General features: G+C 39.2%; 19 protein-coding genes. 9 read left to right on the plus strand and 10 right to left on the minus strand.

The window, feature by feature from the left end:
• Positions 1 to 417 (plus strand): T9SS type A sorting domain-containing protein (locus HJC33_RS10555; RefSeq protein ID WP_171658792.1); only part of this gene is annotated, 417 nt, incomplete at its 5' end.
• Between the two features lie 55 nt (positions 418 to 472).
• On the opposite strand, the gene pafA is transcribed toward HJC33_RS10555, so the two are convergent.
• Positions 473 to 2,146: an alkaline phosphatase PafA gene (gene pafA, locus HJC33_RS10560; RefSeq protein ID WP_171658793.1), complete on the minus strand. Its 1,674-nt coding sequence runs from the start codon at positions 2,144 to 2,146 to the stop codon at positions 473 to 475.
• 98 nt (positions 2,147 to 2,244) lie between these two features.
• On the opposite strand from pafA, the gene HJC33_RS10565 reads away from it, so the two are divergent.
• From HJC33_RS10565 to HJC33_RS10575, 3 genes are all read left to right on the plus strand, one after another.
• Positions 2,245 to 2,982 (plus strand): MlaE family ABC transporter permease, encoded by a 738-nt coding sequence (locus HJC33_RS10565; protein ID WP_171658794.1) that lies wholly within the window; start codon positions 2,245 to 2,247, stop codon positions 2,980 to 2,982.
• Positions 2,982 to 3,749, plus strand: coding sequence for an ABC transporter ATP-binding protein (locus HJC33_RS10570; RefSeq protein WP_171658795.1), 768 nt, complete (start codon positions 2,982 to 2,984; stop codon positions 3,747 to 3,749). Before HJC33_RS10565 ends, HJC33_RS10570 begins: the two co-directional genes overlap by 1 nt.
• Positions 3,750 to 3,827: 78 nt before the next feature.
• The gene (locus HJC33_RS10575; RefSeq protein WP_171658796.1) at positions 3,828 to 5,657 is read left to right on the plus strand and encodes a metallophosphoesterase; all 1,830 of its coding nucleotides are present in this window, start codon (positions 3,828 to 3,830) and stop codon (positions 5,655 to 5,657) included.
• Positions 5,658 to 5,683: 26 nt separating this feature from the next.
• Here the strand turns inward: HJC33_RS10575 and HJC33_RS10580 are convergent, their stop codons facing one another.
• Genes HJC33_RS10580 through HJC33_RS10590 form a run of 3 tightly spaced genes read right to left on the minus strand, consistent with a single transcriptional unit; the run spans position 5,684 to position 8,862 of the window.
• Positions 5,684 to 7,138 carry a DUF389 domain-containing protein gene (locus tag HJC33_RS10580; RefSeq protein WP_171658797.1) on the minus strand — a complete coding sequence of 485 codons (1,455 nt, stop codon included), beginning with the start codon at positions 7,136 to 7,138 and terminating at the stop codon, positions 5,684 to 5,686.
• A gap of 3 nt (positions 7,139 to 7,141) precedes the next feature.
• A complete protein-coding gene (locus tag HJC33_RS10585) occupies positions 7,142 to 8,221 on the minus strand; it encodes a mannose-1-phosphate guanylyltransferase (RefSeq protein ID WP_171658798.1) in 1,080 nt (359 codons plus the stop codon).
• A 17-nt stretch (positions 8,222 to 8,238) separates the two neighbouring features.
• Positions 8,239 to 8,862 carry a SprT-like domain-containing protein gene (locus tag HJC33_RS10590; RefSeq protein WP_171658799.1) on the minus strand — a complete coding sequence of 208 codons (624 nt, stop codon included), beginning with the start codon at positions 8,860 to 8,862 and terminating at the stop codon, positions 8,239 to 8,241.
• Between the two features lie 116 nt (positions 8,863 to 8,978).
• Between HJC33_RS10590 and HJC33_RS10595 the strand changes: the two genes are divergently transcribed.
• Positions 8,979 to 10,085, plus strand: coding sequence for a DNA alkylation repair protein (locus HJC33_RS10595; protein ID WP_171658800.1), 1,107 nt, complete (start codon positions 8,979 to 8,981; stop codon positions 10,083 to 10,085).
• A gap of 28 nt (positions 10,086 to 10,113) precedes the next feature.
• Here the strand turns inward: HJC33_RS10595 and HJC33_RS10600 are convergent, their stop codons facing one another.
• From HJC33_RS10600 to porV, 6 genes are all read right to left on the minus strand, one after another.
• The gene (locus HJC33_RS10600) at positions 10,114 to 10,791 is read right to left on the minus strand and encodes an SDR family NAD(P)-dependent oxidoreductase (RefSeq protein ID WP_171658801.1); all 678 of its coding nucleotides are present in this window, start codon (positions 10,789 to 10,791) and stop codon (positions 10,114 to 10,116) included.
• 33 nt (positions 10,792 to 10,824) lie between these two features.
• The gene (locus HJC33_RS10605) at positions 10,825 to 11,847 is read right to left on the minus strand and encodes a M28 family metallopeptidase (RefSeq protein ID WP_171658828.1); all 1,023 of its coding nucleotides are present in this window, start codon (positions 11,845 to 11,847) and stop codon (positions 10,825 to 10,827) included.
• A gap of 86 nt (positions 11,848 to 11,933) precedes the next feature.
• Positions 11,934 to 13,562, minus strand: coding sequence for a pyruvate dehydrogenase complex dihydrolipoamide acetyltransferase (locus HJC33_RS10610; RefSeq protein WP_171658802.1), 1,629 nt, complete (start codon positions 13,560 to 13,562; stop codon positions 11,934 to 11,936).
• A 4-nt stretch (positions 13,563 to 13,566) separates the two neighbouring features.
• A complete protein-coding gene (pdhA, locus tag HJC33_RS10615) occupies positions 13,567 to 14,565 on the minus strand; it encodes a pyruvate dehydrogenase (acetyl-transferring) E1 component subunit alpha (RefSeq protein WP_171658803.1) in 999 nt (332 codons plus the stop codon).
• A gap of 81 nt (positions 14,566 to 14,646) precedes the next feature.
• The gene (gene cdd / locus HJC33_RS10620) at positions 14,647 to 15,138 is read right to left on the minus strand and encodes a cytidine deaminase (RefSeq protein WP_171658829.1); all 492 of its coding nucleotides are present in this window, start codon (positions 15,136 to 15,138) and stop codon (positions 14,647 to 14,649) included.
• Between the two features lie 73 nt (positions 15,139 to 15,211).
• A complete protein-coding gene (porV, locus tag HJC33_RS10625; protein WP_171658804.1) occupies positions 15,212 to 16,357 on the minus strand; it encodes a type IX secretion system outer membrane channel protein PorV in 1,146 nt (381 codons plus the stop codon).
• A 386-nt stretch (positions 16,358 to 16,743) separates the two neighbouring features.
• Here porV and gldJ point away from each other — a divergent pair, with 386 nt between their 5' ends.
• The 4 genes from gldJ to HJC33_RS10645 all read left to right on the plus strand — a co-directional run bounded on the left by gldJ (position 16,744) and on the right by HJC33_RS10645 (position 24,008).
• Positions 16,744 to 18,402, plus strand: coding sequence for a gliding motility lipoprotein GldJ (gldJ, locus tag HJC33_RS10630; RefSeq protein ID WP_171658805.1), 1,659 nt, complete (start codon positions 16,744 to 16,746; stop codon positions 18,400 to 18,402).
• Positions 18,403 to 18,468: 66 nt separating this feature from the next.
• Positions 18,469 to 19,743: a UDP-N-acetylmuramoyl-tripeptide--D-alanyl-D-alanine ligase gene (locus HJC33_RS10635; protein WP_171658806.1), complete on the plus strand. Its 1,275-nt coding sequence runs from the start codon at positions 18,469 to 18,471 to the stop codon at positions 19,741 to 19,743.
• A gap of 151 nt (positions 19,744 to 19,894) precedes the next feature.
• Complete coding sequence (locus tag HJC33_RS10640) at positions 19,895 to 20,344, plus strand: helix-turn-helix domain-containing protein (RefSeq protein ID WP_171658807.1); 450 nt, start codon at positions 19,895 to 19,897, stop codon at positions 20,342 to 20,344.
• Positions 20,345 to 20,771: 427 nt separating this feature from the next.
• Positions 20,772 to 24,008 (plus strand): SusC/RagA family TonB-linked outer membrane protein, encoded by a 3,237-nt coding sequence (locus HJC33_RS10645; protein ID WP_171658808.1) that lies wholly within the window; start codon positions 20,772 to 20,774, stop codon positions 24,006 to 24,008.
• The last annotated feature ends 5 nt before the right edge of the window (positions 24,009 to 24,013 follow it).

A 24,013-nucleotide genomic window follows, 5' to 3' on the forward strand; every position in this document is an offset into this window, starting at 1 on the left:
CCAGATGATGACATGGATGGGGACGGATTTGGCAATGCTGACGATTGTGACGACGGCAACCCGGCAGTGAACCCTGGCGCAACAGAGATACCGTACAATGGCATCGATGATGACTGTGACCCAAGTACATTAGACAGTAATTCCCAAGAAGAAGAAGAAGAAGATTCTAAATCTGAGATTGACAACACCTTCATTATATATCCCAATCCGGCTAATCAAGTTGTTAATATCAACTTACCAAAAGGTATTGAAGAATTTGAAATCAACTTGTTTGATCAAAAAGGAAGATTAGTTTTATATATTAAAAATCAAGATGTATTTGATGTATCTAATTTTTCTCAAGGAGCTTATACACTATTTTTTCAGAATCTTGAAACTAGGGAGGTCATACGAAAAAAAGTATTGATAATAAGATAATTATATCTTCAAAATTAAGACCTCCATACAATTATTCAAAGTCTATTTTCTTCTTTTATTTCAAAACCTCTCCAATCGGCCTGCCAGTAGTTCCATTTGGAAAAGCTATCCCCAATAAGCTGGCAATTGTAGGTGCAATATCAGGAATCTCAGTTCTATTGACTGTATTCCCATGCTTAATTCCATTCCCAAATAATAACAAAGGCACATGGGTATCATAAATCATGGGGGAACCATGTGTGGAACCTGTGTGTTTGTAAGTAATGAATCCTGGTCTAGGGACCATCAAAATATCTCCAGAACGCTTTTGATTATACCCATTTTGCAGAATATAGGGGATTCCTTCAACATATTCGTTTTGCCACATTTGAACTCCAGTATATACTTTGTTTATTTGATCATATTTTAAAATTTCCATGGCAATTTCTTCTTGGGCATCATCCAAATCTATATCCAAGTTGTTCAAAATCTTATGATCTAAAAATATCTGGTAGTTAGACATATTCTTTACCACGTCAGTAGTACCATATTTATACTTTAAAAATTCGGTGAATTTTTCCTGCATTGCACCCATATCCAAATATCCCGCTGGAATTTTTTGATCTTTTAGATACGCAGGCACATTAATGGCCCCATGGTCAGCGGTAAGGAAAACGGTATATTGTCCTTTCCCTACTTTCTCATCCAAAGTTGAAAAAATTCGAGCTAAATCTTGGTCTAATCGTAAATAGGTATCCTCAACTTCTTTAGAATTGACTCCAAAAAAATGCCCTACATAATCCGTACTGGAAAAGCTAATCGCCAAAAAATCGGTGATAGCATCTGTCCCCAAATTTTCTCCTTCCAAAGCGGCCAATGCAAAATCTGCAGTAATGCTATTGCCATAAGGTGTTTTTTTTATCAAATCATAATCGCCATTAGCTTCCCATAATGCAGGAAGGTCATGTGGGAATGTCGCAGTAGTTTCACCTGTTATCTTACCTTCATAATTGTTGGTATCGGGCCCACTTTCCACATAGGTGTCAATCGGTTTTAATGTGGTCCACGGCTTTTTGTATGCTTCAACGGCTTCCGAAGTGTTAAAATCAATGACCCATTGGGGCAAAGCATCCATATAATAAGAACTGGTAATCCAATTTCCATCTACTCCCCCTTCAAACCAATAAGCCGCATTTGCCATGTGTCCTCCGGGCAATACGGCTCCCCGATCCTTCAATGCTACTGCTATTACTTTTCCTCTTTTTTGAGTATGCAATCGCAATTGGTCGGTTATTGTAGTGGTCAACATTCTATGCGGCGACATTTTTCCGTCATCAGAGGAAGTCCCTACTGAGGAATAACTATTATCAGAAGCGCAGTATACTTCTTGATCCAATGCTTTATCATACCAATTATTTCCAATAATTCCATGAGTGGCCGGAGTGGTCCCAGTATACACAGATGCGTGTCCTGGACCTGTACTTGTTGGCGCATAATTAAAGTGATGGTTCCTGCAATTGAAACCTTCACCTATCATTCGTTTAAAACCACCATCCCCATATTGGTTCCAAAAGCGGGTTAGATAATCGTATCTCATCTGATCCACAACAATACCTACAACCAATTTCGGTGATACCGCAATCTGAAGAGTTTGCTGCACTTGCGCCGCGTTTTTCTTTTTCTTTTGAGCATTACTAATTCCCAAGATACAGAAGACCAATAATAGAAAGATCAGGCGGTTGTTTTTCATGAATATTATTTAAGAAATTGGACACAAAACTATTCATTTATCCCAATCATAAATTAAAATGAAGGTTAAATGCTCTACAATATTCTTATTTTTAGCACATGAAATACCTTGAAGCGATTGGAAAATACTTCATCATGGTGTGGGAAGTATTTAAAAAACCCACCAAGTGGCCAATCATGAAATCCCTTATCCTTAAGGAAATCGATGAACTTATTTTCGGTTCCATGGGCATCATCATATTTATCTCCTTTTTTATTGGAGGTGTTGTCACCATCCAAACCGCTCTTAACCTTAACAGCCCATTTTTACCGAAAAGCCTTATTGGTTTTGCAACGAGGCAATCAGTAATTTTGGAATTCGCCCCAACCTTTACATCCATTATCATGGCAGGAAAAGTGGGTTCTTATATTACATCAAGTATTGGAACCATGCGGGTTACCGAACAAATTGACGCCCTGGAAGTCATGGGTGTCAATTCATTGAACTATCTGGTTTTTCCAAAGATTATGGCAATGTTAATGTATCCCTTCGCCGTAGCCACCTCTATGTTCGTTGGTATATTGGGGGGTTGGATTGCAGCAGTTTTTGGCGGATATGCTCCAAGTGGGGAATTCATCAAAGGCTTACAAATGGATTTTGACAGCTTTCATGTGACCTATGCTTTCATAAAAACTTTTGTTTTCGCTTTTGTCATTGCCACCGTTCCATCCTATCACGGATTTTTTATGAGAGGTGGTGCCCTTGAAGTTGGCAAAGCCAGCACAACTTCTTTTGTATGGACCAGTGTGGTCATTATTATCTTGAACTATACATTAACCCAATTACTCCTAGGCTGATGATTGTTGTTGAAAATCTACATAAATCGTTTGGTGACGCCCACGTATTAAAGGGCATCAGCACCACTTTTGAGCAAGGAAAAACCAATTTGGTGATTGGACAGAGTGGTTCTGGTAAGACAGTATTTCTCAAGTGTCTTTTGGGGCTTTTTGAGCCCGAAGAGGGGCAAATCTGTTATAACGGGCGCTACTATTCAGAATTATCCAACAGGGAACGCAGAGATTTGCGACAAGAAATGGGCATGGTTTTTCAGGGAAGTGCCCTTTTTGATTCCATGACCGTTGAAGGCAATGTTATGTTTCCTCTGGACATGTTCACCAAGCAATCCAAATCTGAAATGCAGGATCGTGTAGATTTTGTTCTGAAACGCGTAAACCTAATCGATGCGCATCATAAATATCCCTCCGAAATTTCTGGGGGAATGAAAAAGCGTGTGGCCATTGCCCGTGCCATAGTGATGAACCCTAAATATCTGTTTTGTGACGAACCCAATTCGGGTCTTGACCCCAAAACAGCCATCTTAATAGATAATCTTATCCAAGAAATTACGCGGGAATACAATATCACTACAGTTATTAATACCCACGATATGAATTCTGTGATGGAAATCGGGGAAAAAATCATTTTTCTTAAAGACGGTTATAAAGAATGGGAGGGCAACAATAAAGAAATCTTCAAAACGGACAACGATGCAGTCACCAATTTTGTGTATTCCTCGGAGCTATTCAAAAAAGTTCGCCAGATGTATTTAGAGGAGCGGAACTAATTTAACTTTTAACCCAATCTTAATTTTGTGCCGCTCTTAATTTCATGGATTTTTAGGACTTTTATGAAAAATCCAACCGTGAAAAAACTTGTAGCATTCCTTTTCTTTATTCTGACCCTAAATTTTACAATTGCTCAGAAAAAGCCCACCATTTATATTGATATTCCTACTCAACAAAAACCTTGGAACCATATTGAATGGAATGAATCTCCAGAACAATTTCAATTTGCAATTGTTACCGATAGAACTGGCGGCCACCGCCCTGGTGTTTTCCCAGTGGGAATTAAAAAATTGAACCTTTTACAGCCCGAGTTCGTCATGAGTGTGGGTGACCTTATTGAAGGTTACACAAAAGATACGGTTCAATTAAATGCAGAATGGAAAGAATTTAAGGGCTTTATTGAACCTCTTGAAGCTCCTTTCTTTTACGTCCCCGGAAACCATGATATTACCAATGAGGTCATGGAGAAAAAATGGAAGGAACTTTTCGGAGTTTCCTACTACCATTTCGTATACAAGGACGTACTTTTTCTTTGTCTAAATACTGAAGATAACCTTCGCGGGGCCGGTCGCGGCACCATAGGTGACGAGCAATACGAATACATCAAAAAAACTTTGGAAGAGAATTCCGATGTTAAATGGACCTTGGTTTTTCTACACCAACCTCTTTGGGTTCAAGAAGACACCAAACGCTGGAAAGATGTTGAAAAACTGCTTGAGAACAGAAGTCACAACGTTTTTGCCGGACACTACCACCGTTATTGGAAAACTGAAAGAAACAATGGAAAATACATTGCATTGGCCACAACTGGTGGAGGTAGCGCATTGAGAGGTAAAGCTTATGGAGAATTTGACCATGTGGTATGGGCTACCATGACAGAAGAAGGACCTATTTTGGCCAACTTGTTCTTGGATGGCATTTGGGATGAAAATGTCGTGACCGAGGAATTGGTCAATTTGGTGAGAAACAAACCTTTTCCCGTCAAAATAGAACCCTTCTATTCAGATGAAATGACTCCGGAAAATATGGTTGCCACAGTAAAGGCCACAAACCATACAGACACAAAAATGCAGGTTTCATTAACTGGAAATGCCAATGATGACCTGTTCTACCAACTTGAAAAAACTTCGTTTACGGTAGAACCCAATGATGTGGTTACCTTTAAGTTGAATCTTAAAAATGTAGACAAAAAGAAACTAGAAGACCTTTCTACTCTAAAGGTCAATACTAATATTACCTATGAATTTGAGGAACGCCCCAATGTTAGTTTTTCGTCAGTCCTGAACTTCAAGCCCTTTTATAAGTATGCCTTAGCAAAGGCTCAAAAAATCAAATTGGACGGCAATTTGAAAGATTGGAAAGACGCCACATGGCATTCTGTCACACATGTTGATGGTGCTCCTTTTGACTACGATGGTGAAAATGACCTCTCACTAAAGTTCGCTACAGCTTATGATACTGACAACTTTTACGTGGCAGTAGATATTACCGACAATAACTTTATGAAATCGGAAAAAGGTTCTTATTGGAATCAAGATGGCTTGATCATAGGTTTGGATGCCAGGCCAAAGCATATTAGTGCCTTTAACAAAGGAGAAGGCCGCGGAAAAGATTGGATAGCATATTTGAGAACCTTCAAAAAGGACAATCCAGTTTATCATGAGAATAGCTTGCCGGTCAAAGTATCTGCAGAGGTTAAAATGACCGATACGGGAGCAATCATGGAATTGGCCTTTCCAATGGAATACATCAACAAAATGAGTAATGGAAACTGGTCAGATATGCGATTTGGTATTGGATATTATGATTATGATGCCCAAGATGAAGGTGCAACCACACATTTTTGGTTTCCCGCATGGAATGGCCAAGATGATATTCCTGGTTCAGGTACGCTTTTCAAAAAATAAAAACTTGAATCTGGTATTCTGAATTCTTATTTCAACTCTTTGACGATAAGAGTGGTGTCTTGAAGTCTAATTTTTAACCAATCCAACATTTTTTTGGCATCTGCCTCTTTTTGACTTATTCGGATTCCATCCTTCCATTTCACCTCAAAGACTGGAATGGTATCCACTTTGTTGAAATCAGTCAATAATTGGTAAGAGAACCCTAGCCTGTCAATATTTGCATAATTGGCTTTGGCTTCGGCACTAATACCCTTAAAAGGGATTTGTTTACCAGCATTTTTGGTCAAATTGGCCACTTCTTCCTCCAGAAGTCTAATTTGCTCATCTTTATTCAAAAGCTCTGCTTTATTTTTCTCATAAAGTTCGCTCACGTAGTTAAACTTTTCTTCTGAATCGTCCCTTCCACCTTGAATGATGTGTAGTTCGGTATCCTTTAGCCGAGAAAACTCATTTTTTTGAATCCGCCAAGTATTTATTACATTTTCCGGAATCAATTCATCACCCATACAAACCAGTTCAATCAAAGGTGTTTCACCTTCATTATATTCAATCTTGGTAAGATTATTTACATATCTACCAGAAGCATTAAATTGATATACTTCTATAGTTTTTCCTAGAAACTGCTGGGCCTGTTTTTTGAACAATGATTCTTGAAATACCTGATAAAAGGTAATTCCCGCAGGAATCATCACGGCGATTCCCAAAATGGAAGCCACTCTTGCAATAAGTCGCCTACGTTGCGAATTGGCATAGCGTACCATGGGAAACCGTAAAAACTTGATGACCAAAAAAGTTGCCAAACCAATAAACATCGTATTGATTATGAACAGATACATGGCTCCTCGGGCATACTCAAATTTTCCAATTGCTAATCCAAAACCAACCGTACAAAGTGGAGGCATAAGAGCCGTTGCAATGGCCACACCGAAAATAACACTGGCAATAGTTCCTTTTTTGGCTCGGGCAATCACCAAGGCAAGGCCACCAAAAAAAGCAATAAGTACATCTCTAATATCTGGTTTGGTCCGCGCCAATAATTCAGATGACTCATCGCGCAGTGGAAAGAGATAGAAAAACAAAAAGGCAGTTACCACACTCAGCACCACCATAACGGTAAAGTTTTTTATGGATCTTCTAAGTGTATCAATGTCATTTATGGCCAAAGACATGCCCATACCCAAAATTGGACCCATTAGTGGGGAAATCAACATCGCTCCGATAACCACAGCCGTGGAATTGGCGTTAAGACCAACAGAAGCGATAAATATAGAACAGATAAGAATCCAAGAAGTATGTCCTTTAAAAGGGATATCCGCAATTATGGACTCCTTTGTCGCCACAGCATCTGTATTGGTTCTAATCTCCAATAACTCAGAAAGAAACTTTCTAACACTGCCCAAAAGGCCCTTAAAATCCTTTTTTACCTCATCCCCACTGTCTTGAGGATTGGGTTCCCTGTCTGCAAATAAATGTTCACTCATAAGTTATGCATACTGATCGCCAAATTTCTCTTTAACTTGATTCAGTACTTTTTTAATATCCTGTTGTTTGGCTTTAGGATAAATCAACAAAACCTCCTCTTTATCCACGATGATATAATCTTCCAAACCGTCTACCACCACAATTTTTCCTTTAGGTGATCTAATCATATTTCCTTTAGCGTCCGCCATGAGCGTCTGTGCATTGACAACAGCATTGTCCGTATCATCCTTATCCAATTTGTCGTATAATGCCCCCCAAGTTCCCAAATCATTCCAATCAAAAGTAGCTGGTAAAGTAAAAATAGATTTGGACTGTTCCAAGATAGCATAATCTATGGAGATGTTTTCGGCCTTTGCGTAGTTTTCTTGTATAAAAGCCTGTTCATCAGAAGTGTTATAACAAGAAACACCATCTCCAAAAAGTTGGTACTGTTTAGGTTGATGGTTTTTAAATGCGTTTACAATGGTGTTCACACTCCACATAAAAATGCCCGCGTTCCAAAGAAAATTGCCTTGAGCCAAAAATTCCTTTGCGGTTTCGTAATCTGGTTTTTCTCGGAATTGTGATACTTTTTTAAGGTTTTCGTCACTTCCTTTTTCAAATTCGATGTAGCCAAAACCTGTATTGGGAAAGGTAGGTTGAATTCCAAGTGTGCAAAGCACCTCCTCTTTCCCGCATTTATCAAAACATGCTTTCACATCATTTTCAAAAGCTTGTTCATCTTCAATCCAATGGTCACTTGGCGCTACGATCATTACTGCATTTGGATTCATTTTCTGAATCTTGAGCGATGCATATAAAATACATGGAGCAGTGTTACGCATGGCAGGTTCTAAGACTACCTGCTCTTGTTTTACCATAGGTAACTGTTCCAGTACCAAATCGTTGTATCGCTCATTGGTGAGAATCAAAATGTTTTCTGTTGGAATAAAACGATTCAAACGATCAAAGGTCTTTTGAATCAATGTTTTTCCAGTTCCCAACATATCATGAAACTGTTTGGGGTTAGCGGTAGTACTTACCGGCCAAAAGCGAGAGCCAACTCCCCCGGCCATTAAAACTGCGTAATAATTTTTGTTCATTTTATTTTGATTCTTGATTAAAACGGTGGTTCAAAAGACGAATCATTAACCAACTCCACTTCAGCATTCGGTTGAAACAAATATAACCTCCCCGAGGACAATTCCACACATTCATATCGCTTTACTTTTTTCTTTCCCTTTTTGAACAATCGTCCATTGTACAATCTGAATACACTCCCCATCGGTAGCTCATATACATAGCTTTTATCCCGGTCTTGCGGGTCGAAACTTTTTAAGGCTATGGACAATTGAGCATCCGTACTACTGCTAGCTTTTGGGTTTTTAAAATGCTGTGCTATAATGGGCAGTAATCTGGACGGAAACACTTCTGGGCGAATAAATGGAATCATCAAATGTTGAAAAGTACGCTTCCATTCCAATCCATGCGGTTTTATGCGACGGCCATAGGTTTCAAAAGCCACCAAATGAGCAATCTCATGAACCAATGTAATCAAAAAACGATATTTGTTCAAGGATGCATTTACAGTTATCTGGTGCAAACCGCTAGGCAATCTCCTATAATCCCCATGTCTTGTAACTCTATGATTCACGACCTTTAGATGCACCCCATGCGTTTTGATCAGTTCAAAACATGGTTCAACTGCTCGCTCCGGTAAATATTTCTGCAAGGTGGTATTCACTTTAACAAAGTTACAGGTTTGTGCATTCCATAATTTGAAAAATTAGTTTTTCCAAACAAGGTCTATTTCCATTAAATTTACTGTACATCAATCAAAAAACTTCATACTTCAACACAATGCCTGAGCCTCTCAAAAATATCTACAGCAAATCTTTTATAGAAACATTCGCTGAAGCCTTAGAAAAAGTTGTTCCGGAAAAACCAACATCAACATTTGTTCAAAATGTACTGCTGCATGATGAGTGGGAGCACATGGAGCTAAAGCAACGCATGCGCCATATCACGCTATGTTTGGGCAATCATTTGGGAGATGATTATCACAAAAACATTCAGGCCATACTGGACCTAATTCCCGTTCTAAATAAAAAAGATTATGGCATAGACACTTTGGGTTTCATGTTTTTGCCAGACTTTATTGAGGTGTATGGCCAAGATTATTTTGAAATTTCCATGAGTGCCATGGAAACCGTCACTCCTTTTGTTTCTTGTGAATTTGCCGTCCGTCCCTTTATTCTTCAACATCAAAAAGAGGCTTTGGAAATCATGCTAAAGTGGTCTAAAGACAAAAATTTACATATCCGAAGATTAGCTTCAGAAGGATGTCGTCCTAGATTGCCATGGGCGATGGCTTTACCTGCACTCAAAAAAAATCCTGCTCCTATTCTCTCCATTCTGGAAAACTTAAAAAATGACGAATCAGAATACGTACGAAGAAGTGTGGCCAATAATGTAAATGACATTTCTAAAGACAATCCTGATATTGCACTAGGGCTCATTAAAAAATGGCATGGTAAAAACCCTAATATGGACTGGGTGGCCAAACATGCTGGTCGAACTTTATTGAAACAAGGCAACCGGATACTTATGGAATTGTTCGGTTTTGGCAATGTGGACCATATAGTGTGCTCCAATTTTAAAGTGCTAACTCCCAAAATAAGCGTGGGAGATTATTTGGAGTTCAGTTTTCGAATCAAAAACACACAAAATACAGCTTCCAAAATTAGAATCGAGTATGGTATTTATTATCAGAAGGCAAACGGCAGCTTATCCAAAAAAGTCTTTAAAATCAGTGAAAAGGAATATGAAGCCAAAAGTAGCACCGAGATTATTAGAAAACAATCCTTCAAGCCCATTACCACACGAGTTTACCATTTAGGCAAACATCAAGTTTCCATCATTCTAAATGGCGAGGAAATAGTCAAGAAAGACTTTGAATTAATCTAATTTCAACCTAAAAAACAAAATAGAAGTATTAGGGCGTACTATTACTCACTTGCAATAGCTTTCCGTTATATAATTTATGTCCTGAAAGAGCAAAATCCATGATGTAAGTTGCCATTTCCGAGGCGGTGACGGGCGCTTTATATCCTGGAAAGGCTTCCTCTAACATTTCAGTTTGGACGGCGCCAAGCGCAAGCACATTGAAACTGGGACCTGTTTCCTTGAATTCTTCTGCCCAAAGTTCAGTTAGGGTTATTACCGCTCCTTTACTGGAACTGTAAGCAGAAAGCCCGGGAAACTTCATACTTCCTTGAACACCACCCATGGAACTTATAGTGACCACATGACCATCTTTGCCCATTTTAGGCAAAACCGTTTGGGTCAACTGTGCCGCTCCAAATACATTTACTTTGTAAACAGCTTCAAATTCCAACGCAGAAGTCTCCATAAATGGCTTATTGAGCAAACTTCCCGCATTGTTGATCAAAACATCCACTTGGTCCCATTGCTTCAAGAAATCTGTCACTTTTTGAAACTCCTTGGAATCAGAAAGATCAAAAGAAAAGTTATGGACATTGGTTAATTGAAGATCATCTACCGGTTTCGTATTACGAGACAATGCCAATACATCATGATTGTTTTCGGCAAAAAGCTTGACCAACTCCATACCGATACCCCTGCTTGTTCCTGTGATAATAATGTTTGCCATGAAAAAAACCTAAACTAAAAAAGCAAATAATATTTATTTTATAATGATTTCTTGGGATGGAGCATTTGCAATGCCATTAATTACCGGGAGCATATTATTAACCAGTGACGCCATATGATCAAAATCCATAAGTTCCCATTCATCACTCACTTTGTGGTAATGCATAAAATTGGTAAAATCAAAAGCACAAAAAGTATGTGATGGCACCCCAAACTCTTTATAAAAAGGATAATTATCCGATCGCTGAAATAAACTATATTCTTTTGCTGTAGGCAGGAATCCTACCAAATTACTCTTGGCATATGCATTACTCACTTCGGCAAGATTGGATTTGTCATAACCCGTGATATAAACATCATAGTCCTTCCCTTGCAGTGGCACTCCAGTCATTTCAAAATTAAGCATGGCATAGAGGTTTAAATCCTCAGATTTCATTTTCTGGGCCAAATGCTCTGAACCCAACAATCCTTTTTCCTCTGCGCTGAATAGTGCAAAAATAAGACTGCGCTTGTTGGTTCTGTTCTTTCCAAAGTATCGAGCCAATTCCATTACGGTTGTAGTACCAGAAGCATTATCATTGGCTCCATTGGCGATGTAATCTCCATTTTCAGGCGCAATAGTTCCAATGTGATCATAATGGGCGCCAATCAAGATATATTCGCCTTTCAGATTTGGGTCACTCCCTTCAACCAACCCAACTATATTATAAGAGGGTTTCTTATAGTTAGCTAATGTATCTCTGTACGATTCATAATATGGCTGAACCCCATAAGATTTGAGGTAGTTTTCAATATAAACCGCAGCCATTTCTATACCTTCACTTCCAGAATCACGACCCTTTAAATCATCTGAAGCCAAATATTTCATAATATCCTCTATCCTCTCTGCAGAGGTAAACACAGGATTTGAAGTATTGTCTGTACTTGGGTTAGCCTCTTCCATACTACCCTTTACTCCTTCAGGTCCAGAAACTGAGGCCGTATTGGTTTCAACAAGCTGAGCAGAACCACAGCTTAATAAAAGTACTATTCCGAAGAAGCCAAAAAATTTCCCCATCATGTATGATTTATAGCTTTAAAGATAAAAAAAGCATCCTTTTTAAGGATGCTTCTATAAGTTATTGCTTTTTGCTTACAATTTCACTAAGCCAACATGGTGACTGGATTTTCCAAATAAGCTCTAAGGGTTTGTAGGAATTGTGCCCCCACAGCACCATCAACTGTTCTATGATCGCATGCCAAAGTTACTTTCATGGTACTGCCCACAACAATCTCCCCATTTTTTACCACAGGCTTTTCTACAATGGCCCCAACAGATAAAATTGCTGAGTTGGGTTTATTGATGATGGAAGTGAACTCTAAAATGCCAAACATACCCAAATTGGATACCGTGAAGGTGCTACCTTCCATTTCGTCTGGCTTAATTTTTTTGGTTCTCGCCCTTCCTGCCAAATCTTTAACTGCCGCTCCTATTTGCGTTAAACCCAATTGGTCCGCAAATTTGATTACAGGAACCACAAGACCTTCATCCACTGCAACAGCAACCCCCATATGAATATGGTGCTTGTATATGGTTGCATCATCTGTCCAGGAGGTATTTACCTGTGGATGTTTTTTAAGTGCCATGGCACAAGCCTTCAAGACCATATCATTAAAAGATACCTTGGTATCAGGTAAATTATTGATTTGTGAACGTGAAGCCTTTGCATTGTCCATATCTACCTCAATGGTTAGGTAAAAATGGGGTGCCGTAAATTTGGAAGCACTCAAATGCTTGGTGATGGCCTTACGCATGGAAGAGTTTTTCACTTCTTCCATACTTTCTTCCCCAACTGGCAAAGCAATTGGTGCGATTGGTGCAGAAGTTGTCACATCAGATTTTTTAGTAGCTGGTGCAGCGACTTGTGAAGGTTGATAGTTTTCTACATCTCGCTTTACAATACGTCCATGATCACCAGAGCCTTTTACATCTGCTAAGTTGATTCCTTTTTCACTGGCTATTTTCTTGGCCAATGGCGAGGCAAAAACACGTTGCCCATTTTGAGAGGCAACAGGTACTTCAACAGCTGTGTCTTGGGCTTGTTCCGCTTTTTCAGGTGCAGCCTCAACTTTAGGCGCACTTGCAGTCGTTGCTGCACTTCCTGCTTGGGCACTCAATACAGCGTCAACATCTGTTCCTTCTGGCCCAATAATAGCCAAAAGTGAATCTACTGGAGCTCCTTCTCCTTCTTGAATACCTATGTGAAGTAAGGTTCCGGAATAAAAGGACTCAAACTCCATAGTGGCCTTATCCGTTTCAATTTCAGCCAAAATATCGCCTTCCTCAACAACATCGCCAACACTTTTTAACCAGCTGGCAACGGTACCTTCTTCCATAGTATCACTCAAGCGAGGCATGGTAATGATTTCAACTCCTTCTGGTATGGCAGCGACCGCTACGGGTGCAGGAACAGCTTCAGCAACAGGTGCTGCCGGTGACTCTTCTGCTGTAGCAGGAGCACTTCCTCCCGCCAACAATCCAGAAATATCCTCACCTTCTTCACCAATAATAGCGAGAAGTGAATCTACTGGGGCACCATCTCCTTCGTCAATCCCAATATGCAACAAAGTTCCTTCATGAAAAGATTCGAACTCCATTGTGGCCTTATCGGTTTCAATTTCAGCCAAAATATCGCCTTCCTCAACTTTGTCGCCTACTTTTTTGAGCCATTTTGCCACGGTCCCTTCTTCCATGGTATCACTCAATCTAGGCATGTTGATCACTTCTGCCATCTACTTATAATTTATGTTGTAAAAATGGATAATCTTCCTGTTCGTAAACGGTATCGTACAATTGTTCCAATGGTGGAAAATCTGACTCTTCGGCAAATTTCTCGCACTCCAATACCAAATCCTTTACCTTTTTATCTGTCTCTTTTAAGTCTTCTTCCGATGCATAACCTTTCTCAAGAATCACATCTTTTACCTGGGTAATTGGATCTATTTTCTTGTATTCCTCTACTTCTTCCTTAGTTCGATAATGTTGTGCATCTGACATAGAGTGACCTCTGTAACGATACGTCTTCATTTCCAAGAAAGTTGGCCCTCCTCCAGTCCTGGCTCTTTCAATGGCTTTATCAACCTCTTTGGCCACAATTGCAGGATCCATTCCATCTACAGGACCACAAGGCATTTCATAACCCAATCCCAGTTTCCAGATATCTGTGGAATATGAAGTTCTAGCTACAGATGTTCCCATGGCATAACCGTTGTTTTCACAAATAAAAACCACCGGTAATTGCCACAGCATCGCCAAATTAAACGCCTCATGCAATGAACCTTGACGAACTGCACCATCACCCATATAACAAAGTGTCACTGCATCTCTCTTGAAGTACTTATCACCAAAAGCCAATCCAGCACCCAAAGGTATCTGACCACCTACAATTCCGTGACCGCCATAGAATCTGTGCTCTTTGGAGAAAATATGCATAGAACCACCCATTCCTTTGGAAGTACCTGTCACTTTTCCATAAAGTTCTGCCATCACCTTTCTAGGATCAACTCCCATTCCTATGGGCTGAACGTGATTTCTATAAGCAGTGATCATTCGATCCTTGGTAAGATCCATAGCATGTAGCGAACCTGCCAAAACAGCTTCCTGTCCATTATATAAATGGAGAAACCCTCGAACTTTTTGTTGGATATATACAGCAGCTAATTTGTCCTCGAATTTTCTCCAGAACAACATGTCCTCATACCATTTTAGGTAAACTTCTTTGGTGATTTTTTTCATCAACAATATAATTATGTGAAATTCCCCTGTGGTGGGGAAGAGCAAAAATACATATATATCTGTTTTGGGAAAAGAATTGGTCTAAGAATCACCCAAAAATGAACTGCTGAATGCCAAGGGTAAAATATCCGCCATTGAGTCACATTTATAAATAGGTCCAACTTCACCACGAAGCATAATTGAAATTGGAGATTTTTGCTTTTGTTCGTATTCTATTATAGATTGCCTACAATTGCCACACGGCGCTGCCGGCATATCTACCACATAGTTATTTGAAGTTGCACTTATAGCTATTGCTTTTATGGGCACTCCTGGAAATTTTGCCCCAGCATGAAAAACGGCAACGCGCTCCGCACACAGTCCAGAAGGATACGATGCATTTTCTTGATTGTTACCTATTACAATTTCACCATTCTCCAACTCCACAGCAGCCCCCACTTTAAAATTTGAATATGGCGAATAGGCTTTTTCTCGAGCTTCTGCCGCTTGTTGTAACAATTTTTGTTCGTTTTGTGACAGTTCCTCCAGTGATTCATAAATGGAGAGGTCAAAACTTATCTGCTTTTTCTTCATGCCGCAATAGGGTAATAACCAAAAATAAGAAAACCTGTCCATGGACAGGTTCTTTTATAAGAAGTTATAAATCTTAATCGTTCAAATATTCTTCCCCAAAGTTGAAGGTCAATGAAAAACGCAAGGTATTTTCCAATGGATTTCTAACCTGTGAGGTAGAGAACAAATAGGAAAGGTCTATTTGTGCCGATTTAAACTTGAATCCAGCGCCAAGTGTAAAAAACTGTCGAGCACCTTTATCCTCACTTTCGTTAAAATACCCTCCTCGCAACATGAAGGCTTCACGGAATCGATACTCTGCACCAAGGGCCCAAGTTATTTCTTTCAATTCCTCGCTAAAACCATCTGGGGCATCTCCAAAAGACTCAAAGACTCCATCAAAAAAGCCTATGTTTTGATATTCATCATTGTCCTCAGCGGTTATGAGTCCATCCCCCGTAAAATCTCTTGGGGTGGGTACCAATAGTTTATTAAATTCAGTATGAAGTCCCAAAACATTGTCCTGATCGAAAATAAAATCAAAACCAGCTCCGAACTTTAAGTTGGTTGGCAAAAAATTCTCCTGCCCACCTTCATCATATTGTAAAGAACCTCCAAGATTGGAAATATTGAAACCTGCTCTCCAACGACCATCAAAACTATTGTAAGCAATCTCCCTAGAACGGAAAAAACCGGCAATATCCACTGCAAAGGCATTGGCAGCTTGGGAATCTTGGATACCATCTTGAAATCTAAGATTGGAACTGATAAACCGTCCACCAACAGCCATGGAAAATGTTTGACTCAATTTTAGAGAGTAAGAACCATCTATGGCAAATTCGTTAGGCTTAACCAGAGTAGCATCTTCATCTATGGTCTGACGCAATTCGATCTCACCCAATCCAAAATATCTCAAGCCAAAGGCAAATGCACTTCGATCATTAAGTTTATTATAGAAGCTGGCATTTAAGAGGGAAACGTCATTCACTATACTTTCCAGATAAGGTGTATAACTCACTGCAACACCTGTTTTTTGTGTTGCGAAGGCATATTTTGCCGGATTCCATTGTTGCGAAAATGCATCAAATGATGTTGCCACGCCCATATCCCCCATACCGGAAGCCCTAGCATCTGCTGCTATGGTTAAAAATGGGACTGCTGTAGTGATTACTCTTTCTTGTTGTGCACTTAAACGTAGGGCAGCGCTAAGCAATACAACGAACATTAGTAACTTTTTCATTCTAAGTTTTTAGCGTTTAGTTCCGTGTTGAGCCTAAAAAATAGGTTTAGACGTATTACATGTAAACGAGCTTTTCATCAAATTCTTATAACTAAGGAACGTTTTTTTAACCAAACCTTAAGCGAAGAAGCACAACTTTATTAAAATATAAATGCGGAACAACACTGTTCATAGTTAAAACCTCACTTTTCAATACTATTTTATGAGCTTGTGCGTTACAAAAATGTAGCAAGTGCGCTTGATATGCTTGCCACAAATATTTAAAGAGCACAAAATATTATGGCAAAAACATCGTTTTAATGCCATCAAAGGATTTTTAAAATCAAAACAAGTTGAAGTTACACAGGGTATAAATCCCTGATTTTTAAAGTACTCAAGCCCAAATTATGAAAAAACACTTTATCAAAGTTGTACTTTCTTGCGCCATTGTGATAGGAAGTTTTACCAGTTGTAAAAACTCATCCTCTTCTTCTTCCAAGAATGTCTCAAGAGCCACGGGATGGAAAATAAATGCCAAAGAAGGTGGATTTCAATACAATTCAGATTTCAAGGAGCAGGAGACTCCTCCCGGAACTGTATTTATTGAAGGTGGAACATTTACCAAAGGTAAAGTCCAGGATGACATCATGCATGATTGGAACAATACACCAACTCAGCAGCACGTTCAGTCATTCTACATGGATGAAACCGAAGTAACCAATGTAATGTATTTGGAGTACTTGGATTACCTTAAAGCTGTCTATCCTCCAGAAAATCCTAGCTATACCAATATTTATAAAGGTGCTCTTCCAGACACTTTAGTATGGAGAAACAGGTTAGGCTTCAATGAAACCATGACCAACAACTACCTAAGACACCCTGCATATGCCGAATATCCGGTGGTAGGTGTTAACTGGGTGCAGGCTTCTCAATATGCTGAATGGAGAACTGACAGGGTTAATGAGGCAATGTTGGAAAGAGAAGGTTATTTGGCTCAAGATGCAAAGTATCAAGTTTTAAATGGCGAAATAGGTGGTACTTTTAGCACTGAAGCTTATTTGAACAATCCCGAATCCGTTTATGGCGGCCAGATTGATTCACTACAAGGAAAACAAAAACGTGATTCCATCAATACTTTTGCCAAAAGAAGTAGTGGTGTAATCATGCCCGAGTACCGACTTCCTACAGAAACTGAGTGGGAGTATGCTGCACAAGCGCTTATCGGTTCTAGAGAATATAACAACTACAGAGGTAGAAAGAAATATCCATGGGAAGGTGATTATACCAGAAATGGACAACGTGTTGGACGTGGCGATCAGTTGGCCAACTTCAAACAAGGCAAAGGTGATTACGGTGGTATTGCAGGGTGGTCTGATGACGGTGCTGACATTACTGCTCAAGTAAAATCCTATAAACCCAACGATTTTGGCCTGTATGATATGGCAGGAAACGTAAGTGAGTGGGTAGCCGATGTATACCGTCCTATTGTTGATGATGAAATTAGTGACTTTAACTATTATCGAGGTAATATCTTCTTGAAAAAAGCTATTGGCGAAGATGGTAAGGTTGAAATTCTTAAGGATAAAATTGTATATGACACTTTGCCCAACGGAAAAATCGTAGCCATCAATCTACCTGGTGAAATCAAAGAGGTTCCTGTTACCGATGAAGAAACTTATTTAAGAACTAATTTTGACAAGAGTGATAACAGAGGTTATCGTGATGGAGACGCCGGTTCCTCAAGATTCTTCCAGAGGTTCAGCGATGAATCTGATAACAGAAAAATGTATGATTCTCCAAAACACAAAGTGGAGCGTGATTCTACTGGAAAGATTCTTCGTCAATATGACACTTCTAACTACCGTACCTCTTTAATCAACGATGAAGTACGCGTATACAAAGGAGGTTCTTGGAGAGACAGAGCATTTTGGTTAGACCCTGCACAACGTCGATACATGCCACAATATATGGCAACAGATGATATCGGATTTAGATGTGCCATGTCAAGAGTTGGATCTAAGTCAAAATCCAAAAACAAAACTGTCCGACATAAAAAAGCAAAATAATTATTAGGTAGAGTATTTGTAAAAGCCCTGACATAGAACGTCAGGGCTTTTTTTTATCTTCGAACCATGACATTGGAAGAACTTCACGCGCTTTTTTTAAAGTATCCCTCCGTTTGTACGGATACCCGAAAAATTACCAAAGACTGCCTTTTTTTTGCTCTTAAAGGACCCAACTTCAATGGCAATGAATTTGCTTCAGAAGCTCTAAAAAAAGGAGCCGCCTATGCTATTATTGATGAAAGTGACCACAAGTCTTCTGAGAAACAAGTTTTGTGCGAAAATGTATTGGAAACTCTTCAAAAGTTAGCCATATTCCATAGAAACTATTGCAAAGCCAAAGTCATAGCACTGACAGGAAGCAATGGAAAAACCACCACGAAGGAACTCATTAATGCAGTACTATCAAAAAAATATGTCACTATTGCCACGCAAGGGAACCTGAACAACCATATTGGTGTTCCTTTGACTCTTTTGTCCATTAAGCCCGATACTGAAATTGCAATTGTGGAAATGGGAGCCAATCATCAGGGAGAGATTGCCTTTTTAAGTAACATTGCCCAACCAGATTTTGGATACATCACCAATTTTGGAAAGGCACATCTGGAAGGATTTGGTGGCGTAAAAGGAGTTATAAAAGGTAAAAGTGAGCTCTACCAATACCTTATCTCAAATAACAAACATATCTTTTTGAATGCAGACGACCCTATTCAGTTAGACAAACTGAGTACTTACATTAAAAAAATAGGGTTCAGTAGAAGCAATCACGAATACTTTACCATAAACTTCATAGATGCAAATCCTTTTGTGAAGCTCAAAGTAGAGAGCTTATCAATCAACACACAATTGATAGGAGCCTATAATTTCACCAACTGTTGCGCCGCTATACTGATGGGCAAATATTTTAATGTTCCTTTGGAAGATATCAAAACTGCCATTGAAACCTATCAACCACAAAACAATCGATCCCAAGTAATTGAGCATCATGGTTTCAAAATAATCCTAGATGCCTATAATGCCAATCCAAGTAGCATGAAAGTGGCGCTGGAAAATTTCGACAACATGGATGGCAACGAAAAAACACCCATCCTTGGTGATATGTTCGAGTTGGGAGATGTTGCACATCAAGAACATCAAGGGATAGCGGATTTGGTGAAAAATTTAGGGTTTAACAAAGCATTTTTTGTAGGTGAGAATTTTTATAAGGTAGATACTTTCCATCAAAAATTCCCATCATTTGATGCCCTTCAGACCTATCTTTCCAAAAATCCGTTGAGAAAAAGCACCCTTTTAATTAAGGGGTCTCGTGGAATGGCCTTGGAAAGAGTTTTGGATTTTATTTAGATTGAAATTAACACAATCCATTCAAAAACAATATCATAACCTCCAATAAGTAAAGCTTCCCGATGATTTTTTACGTAAACGATTATCGGTAAAAACCAAATTCCTCGCATTTTGCACTAATTATGAAGTAAGATTCGCACAATTAGATGTAATGAAAAGGATTTTTAAACATTGGTTCCATAAGTCCAAAACACAAGCTGAACATCAGAGTCAGGTTTTGGCGACCAAGTATGCCAAATCTGGATTAACGCATCGAGAGGCGATTGAAATTGTGACAAAAATCACAGCTGCCTTAGAAGTTGACAAACTTTTCAAGGATAATTCCATGGGACTGAACGACCTCTCAAAACATATCGCCATGGATAGATATAAGGTCTCACAAGTAATGAATGAGTATTTGGAAAAGAACTTTTATTCTTTATTGAACCACTACAGAATAAAAGAAGCTCAGGATTTATTACTATCACAACCCTTTCTTAGTGTCAAGGCTATTATGTATGAAGTTGGTTTTAACAGTAAAACCAGTTTTTATGGCGCTTTCAAAAAAGAAACAGGTTTAAGTCCAAATGATTACCGCAGTTTGGCATTACAAGCTTCATAACCACACCCTCACTTACAGACCCATTCCCAATAAGCCTTATCACTACTAAAAAGGGGCAATATTTTGAGAATCAGCCCTTTTATGTTTTCTTTCACAAACTATTTGATTTCAATTCAGCGTTAATTTTTTGAAAAAACAACCTTTAAAGAATTGTTAAAAACAGTACTTCCCGTTGGGGCTGGTTCATAACATTGTCCTTCCCGTTTTAAAAGTACTCTTGGCCACCTCCTATGCAATTGTTTTGTTATTGCAATTGTAAAGGTAAGGCGGTGAGAGGCCTTACTACCTTAATTTCTTAATAGAGACTTTTCATTAAGTTTTGTTTTCATTCAGGGAGTATTATTTGAATTAGCTATCAATCATCTTCTCCCGCCTACCTTTCTCAGTTGCGCTAACTCATTTAATTACTAACAAAACTTTTAACTCTATGAAAGTAAAAAAGTCAATTTGGGTTTTTGCGTTCATGCTTTTATGCATAGTATCTGCAAAATCTCAAGAAAAAACAATTACAGGTACGGTAATTGACGATACCGGCATTCCTTTGCCAGGGGTCAATATTGTGGTTGAGGGAACCAGTACGGGATCCCAAACCGATTTTGATGGGAATTATTCCATCACAGCAAGTACCGGACAGGTATTGCTTTTTACGTACTTGGGACAAAGAACGGTCAGAATTACCGTAGGGGATCAAACTGTTATCGATGTACAAATGGAAGAAGATGCAGAAGCCCTGGAAGAAGTAGTAGTAACTGCACAAGGTATTCGAAGGGAGAAGAAAGCCTTGGGTTATGCTATCACCACGTTAGACGAGGATGCTGTGGAAAACAGACCAGAAGCAGATATTGCAAGGGTCCTTAGTGGTAAAGTAGCCGGTGTGAACGTTGTAGGCACCGGTGGACTTGCAGGTAGTGGTACAAACATCACCATTAGAGGAAATGTATCCATTACAGGAAACAACCAGCCTTTATTTGTTGTAAATGGCATCCCTTTTAATACCAGTACCAATGCAGAAAGTAATGTTACTACTGGGAATGGCTCTGTATCAGCATCCAGTAGATTCTTGGATTTAGACCCAAACAACATTGCCAATATCAGTATTTTGAAAGGTCTGAGTGCTACTGTCCTATATGGTGATGCTGGAAGGAACGGTGTGGTTTTGATCACTACCAAAACTGGTCAATCCAGCGAAATGGAAAAAGGACTTGAAATCAATTTCAATCAATCTGTTTTTGTTAACCAAATCGCAAACCTACCTGAGTATCAAAACACCTACGGACAAGGAGGGGACAACTCTGTGAATGTAGGATTTGTTGGGAATTGGGGAGGACGATTCGATGATAATTACACGGTAAGGCATCCTTATAATCTAGGTCGATTGGCTGAATCTTTCCCAGAATACCAAGGGGTTAATATAGCTTATGAACCTGCCAAAGACAATGTAAAGGATTTCTTTAGAACAGGACTTGGTGTCACAACTTCCATCAATGCCGCAAAAACAACAGAGAATGCAACTTTTAACATCAATTTTGGGCATACCAATGAAGATGGTTTTGTTCCGGGAAACAATGTTAGACGGGTAAACTTTGGTCTTGGTGGATCTATGAAATTGGCAAACAACGTCACAATTTCAGGTTCGTTCAACTTTACATCAAGTGACTTTACTACTCCTCCAGTATCTGCAGATAACGGGACCGGTAATTTCTCTATTTTCACTAGGACTTTGTTCATTCCCAGAAACTTTGATCTCAACAATCTTCCATATCAAGATCCTGTTACTGGAGCAAGTGTTTACTACAGAACGGATCAAGAAAATCCACTATGGTTAGTAGACAATGCACAAGAATCTGTTGTGTCGGACCGTTTTTTCAATTCCATAAGCACCACGTATGATATCAATGACAATTTCGCATTGACTTATCGTGTAGGGCTTGACACATACACGGAAAGACAACAATTCTATATCAATAAAGGAGGTGTAAGTAGTCTATTGGCCCAGCAAGGTTTCCTTAAAACAACATCTGGCAAGAATACCATTTGGGACCACAGTTTGATTTTAGCTATAAAAAATCTACAACTGTCTGAAAAATTGGGAATGAACGGAACTGTTGGTTTTAATGCAAATTCTGAAAAATACGACAAGTTTGGTGTGGTCAGTACAGGACAAGTTGTATTTGATTTTATTGACCATAATAATTTTGCCACACAAAGTAACACTGATCCATTGGGGAGCTCTTTGGACTTTTTACAGACTGAAAATACCTTAGGACTATATGGTCAATTACAATTTGATTATGGGAACTCCCTATACTTAACCATGGCAGGAAGGAACGATTGGACATCTACAATAGAACAGGCCAACAGATCCCTTTTCTATCCAAGTGCGTCAATAGCAGTTGTACCTACATCTGCTTTCCCAGAAATTCAATCAGATTTTTTAAATTTCTTGAAGTTCCGTTTTGGATATGGCACCTCAGCTGGTTTTCCAACGCCATATAACACAAGAAATATCTTGGCATTGGGCACCGCTCTATTCACCGATTCAGGTGGTCGTGTAATCAATGTAAATTCGAGTAGTGCCTTGCAAACTGGATTGGACATATTTCCAAATCCAGACTTAAAACCTGAATTACACCGCGAATTTGAAGCTGGTATAGAAGCTAACCTGTGGAGCAATAGAATTAGTCTGGAAGCCAGTGTATTCAAAAGAGACTCGAAAGACCAAATATTGAGCAAGGTTCTTGATCCTTCAACAGGTTTTGACAGAACTACTATTAATGCTGGTCAGATTAACACCAAAGGACTTGAAATTGATTTGAGCATAACGCCTTTTAGAAATCCTGATGGATTTAGTTGGAATTCCAACTGGGTATTCTTTGCATCTGAAAATGAGGTGGTGGACTTGCCCGGAGGCGACGATGTATTCATAGCTGGTTTCTCAAACTTGGGTAATTACGCTGTTGAAGGCGAACCTTTGGGAGTAATAAAGGGAAATTATGCCTTACGTGACGATGAAGGCAATCTACTGATCAATCCAACTACAGGAAATATTTTTGACAGTCAAGCTGTAGGTCTTGATGATGAAATAATCGGAGATCCCAATCCAGACTGGAAAGTTACTTCAATCAACAGTTTTTCATATAAAAGTTTGAGTCTTTCAGCACAATTGGAATACACGCATGGAGGAGATTTTTCATCAAACACCATTGCAAATCTTTTGCGCAGGGGTGTTACAAGAGATACCGAGGATAGAGAAGGAACATTCGTAATCCCTGGTTTTTATGCCGACCCATCAACTGGAGAAATATTATTGGATAGTAATGGCAATAAAATTCCAAACGCAATACAACAAGGTGCAAACGAGGTTTACTTCCTTAACTATCTAGACCCAAGTGGACAACAGGTATTTGACGGTTCTGTATGGAGATTGAGAGAAGTATCATTAACATACGCCCTCCCTCGTAAATTTCTTGAAAAGTCGTTCATCGGATCCCTATCGTTCAGTGTGTTGGGCCAAAACCTTTGGTATTGGGCCCCCAATGTTCCTAAGTACACAAATTTTGACCCAGAAGTCATAAGTACTGGTGTTGGCAATGGGCTTGGTCTTGACTTTCAGACCACTCCTACATCCAAAAAATATGGGTTCAGTATTAAAGCTACATTCTAATAGTT

Origin of the sequence: Flagellimonas amphidinii, from assembly GCF_013090115.1 — a bacterium.
Lineage (GTDB): Bacteria > Bacteroidota > Bacteroidia > Flavobacteriales > Flavobacteriaceae > Flagellimonas > Flagellimonas amphidinii.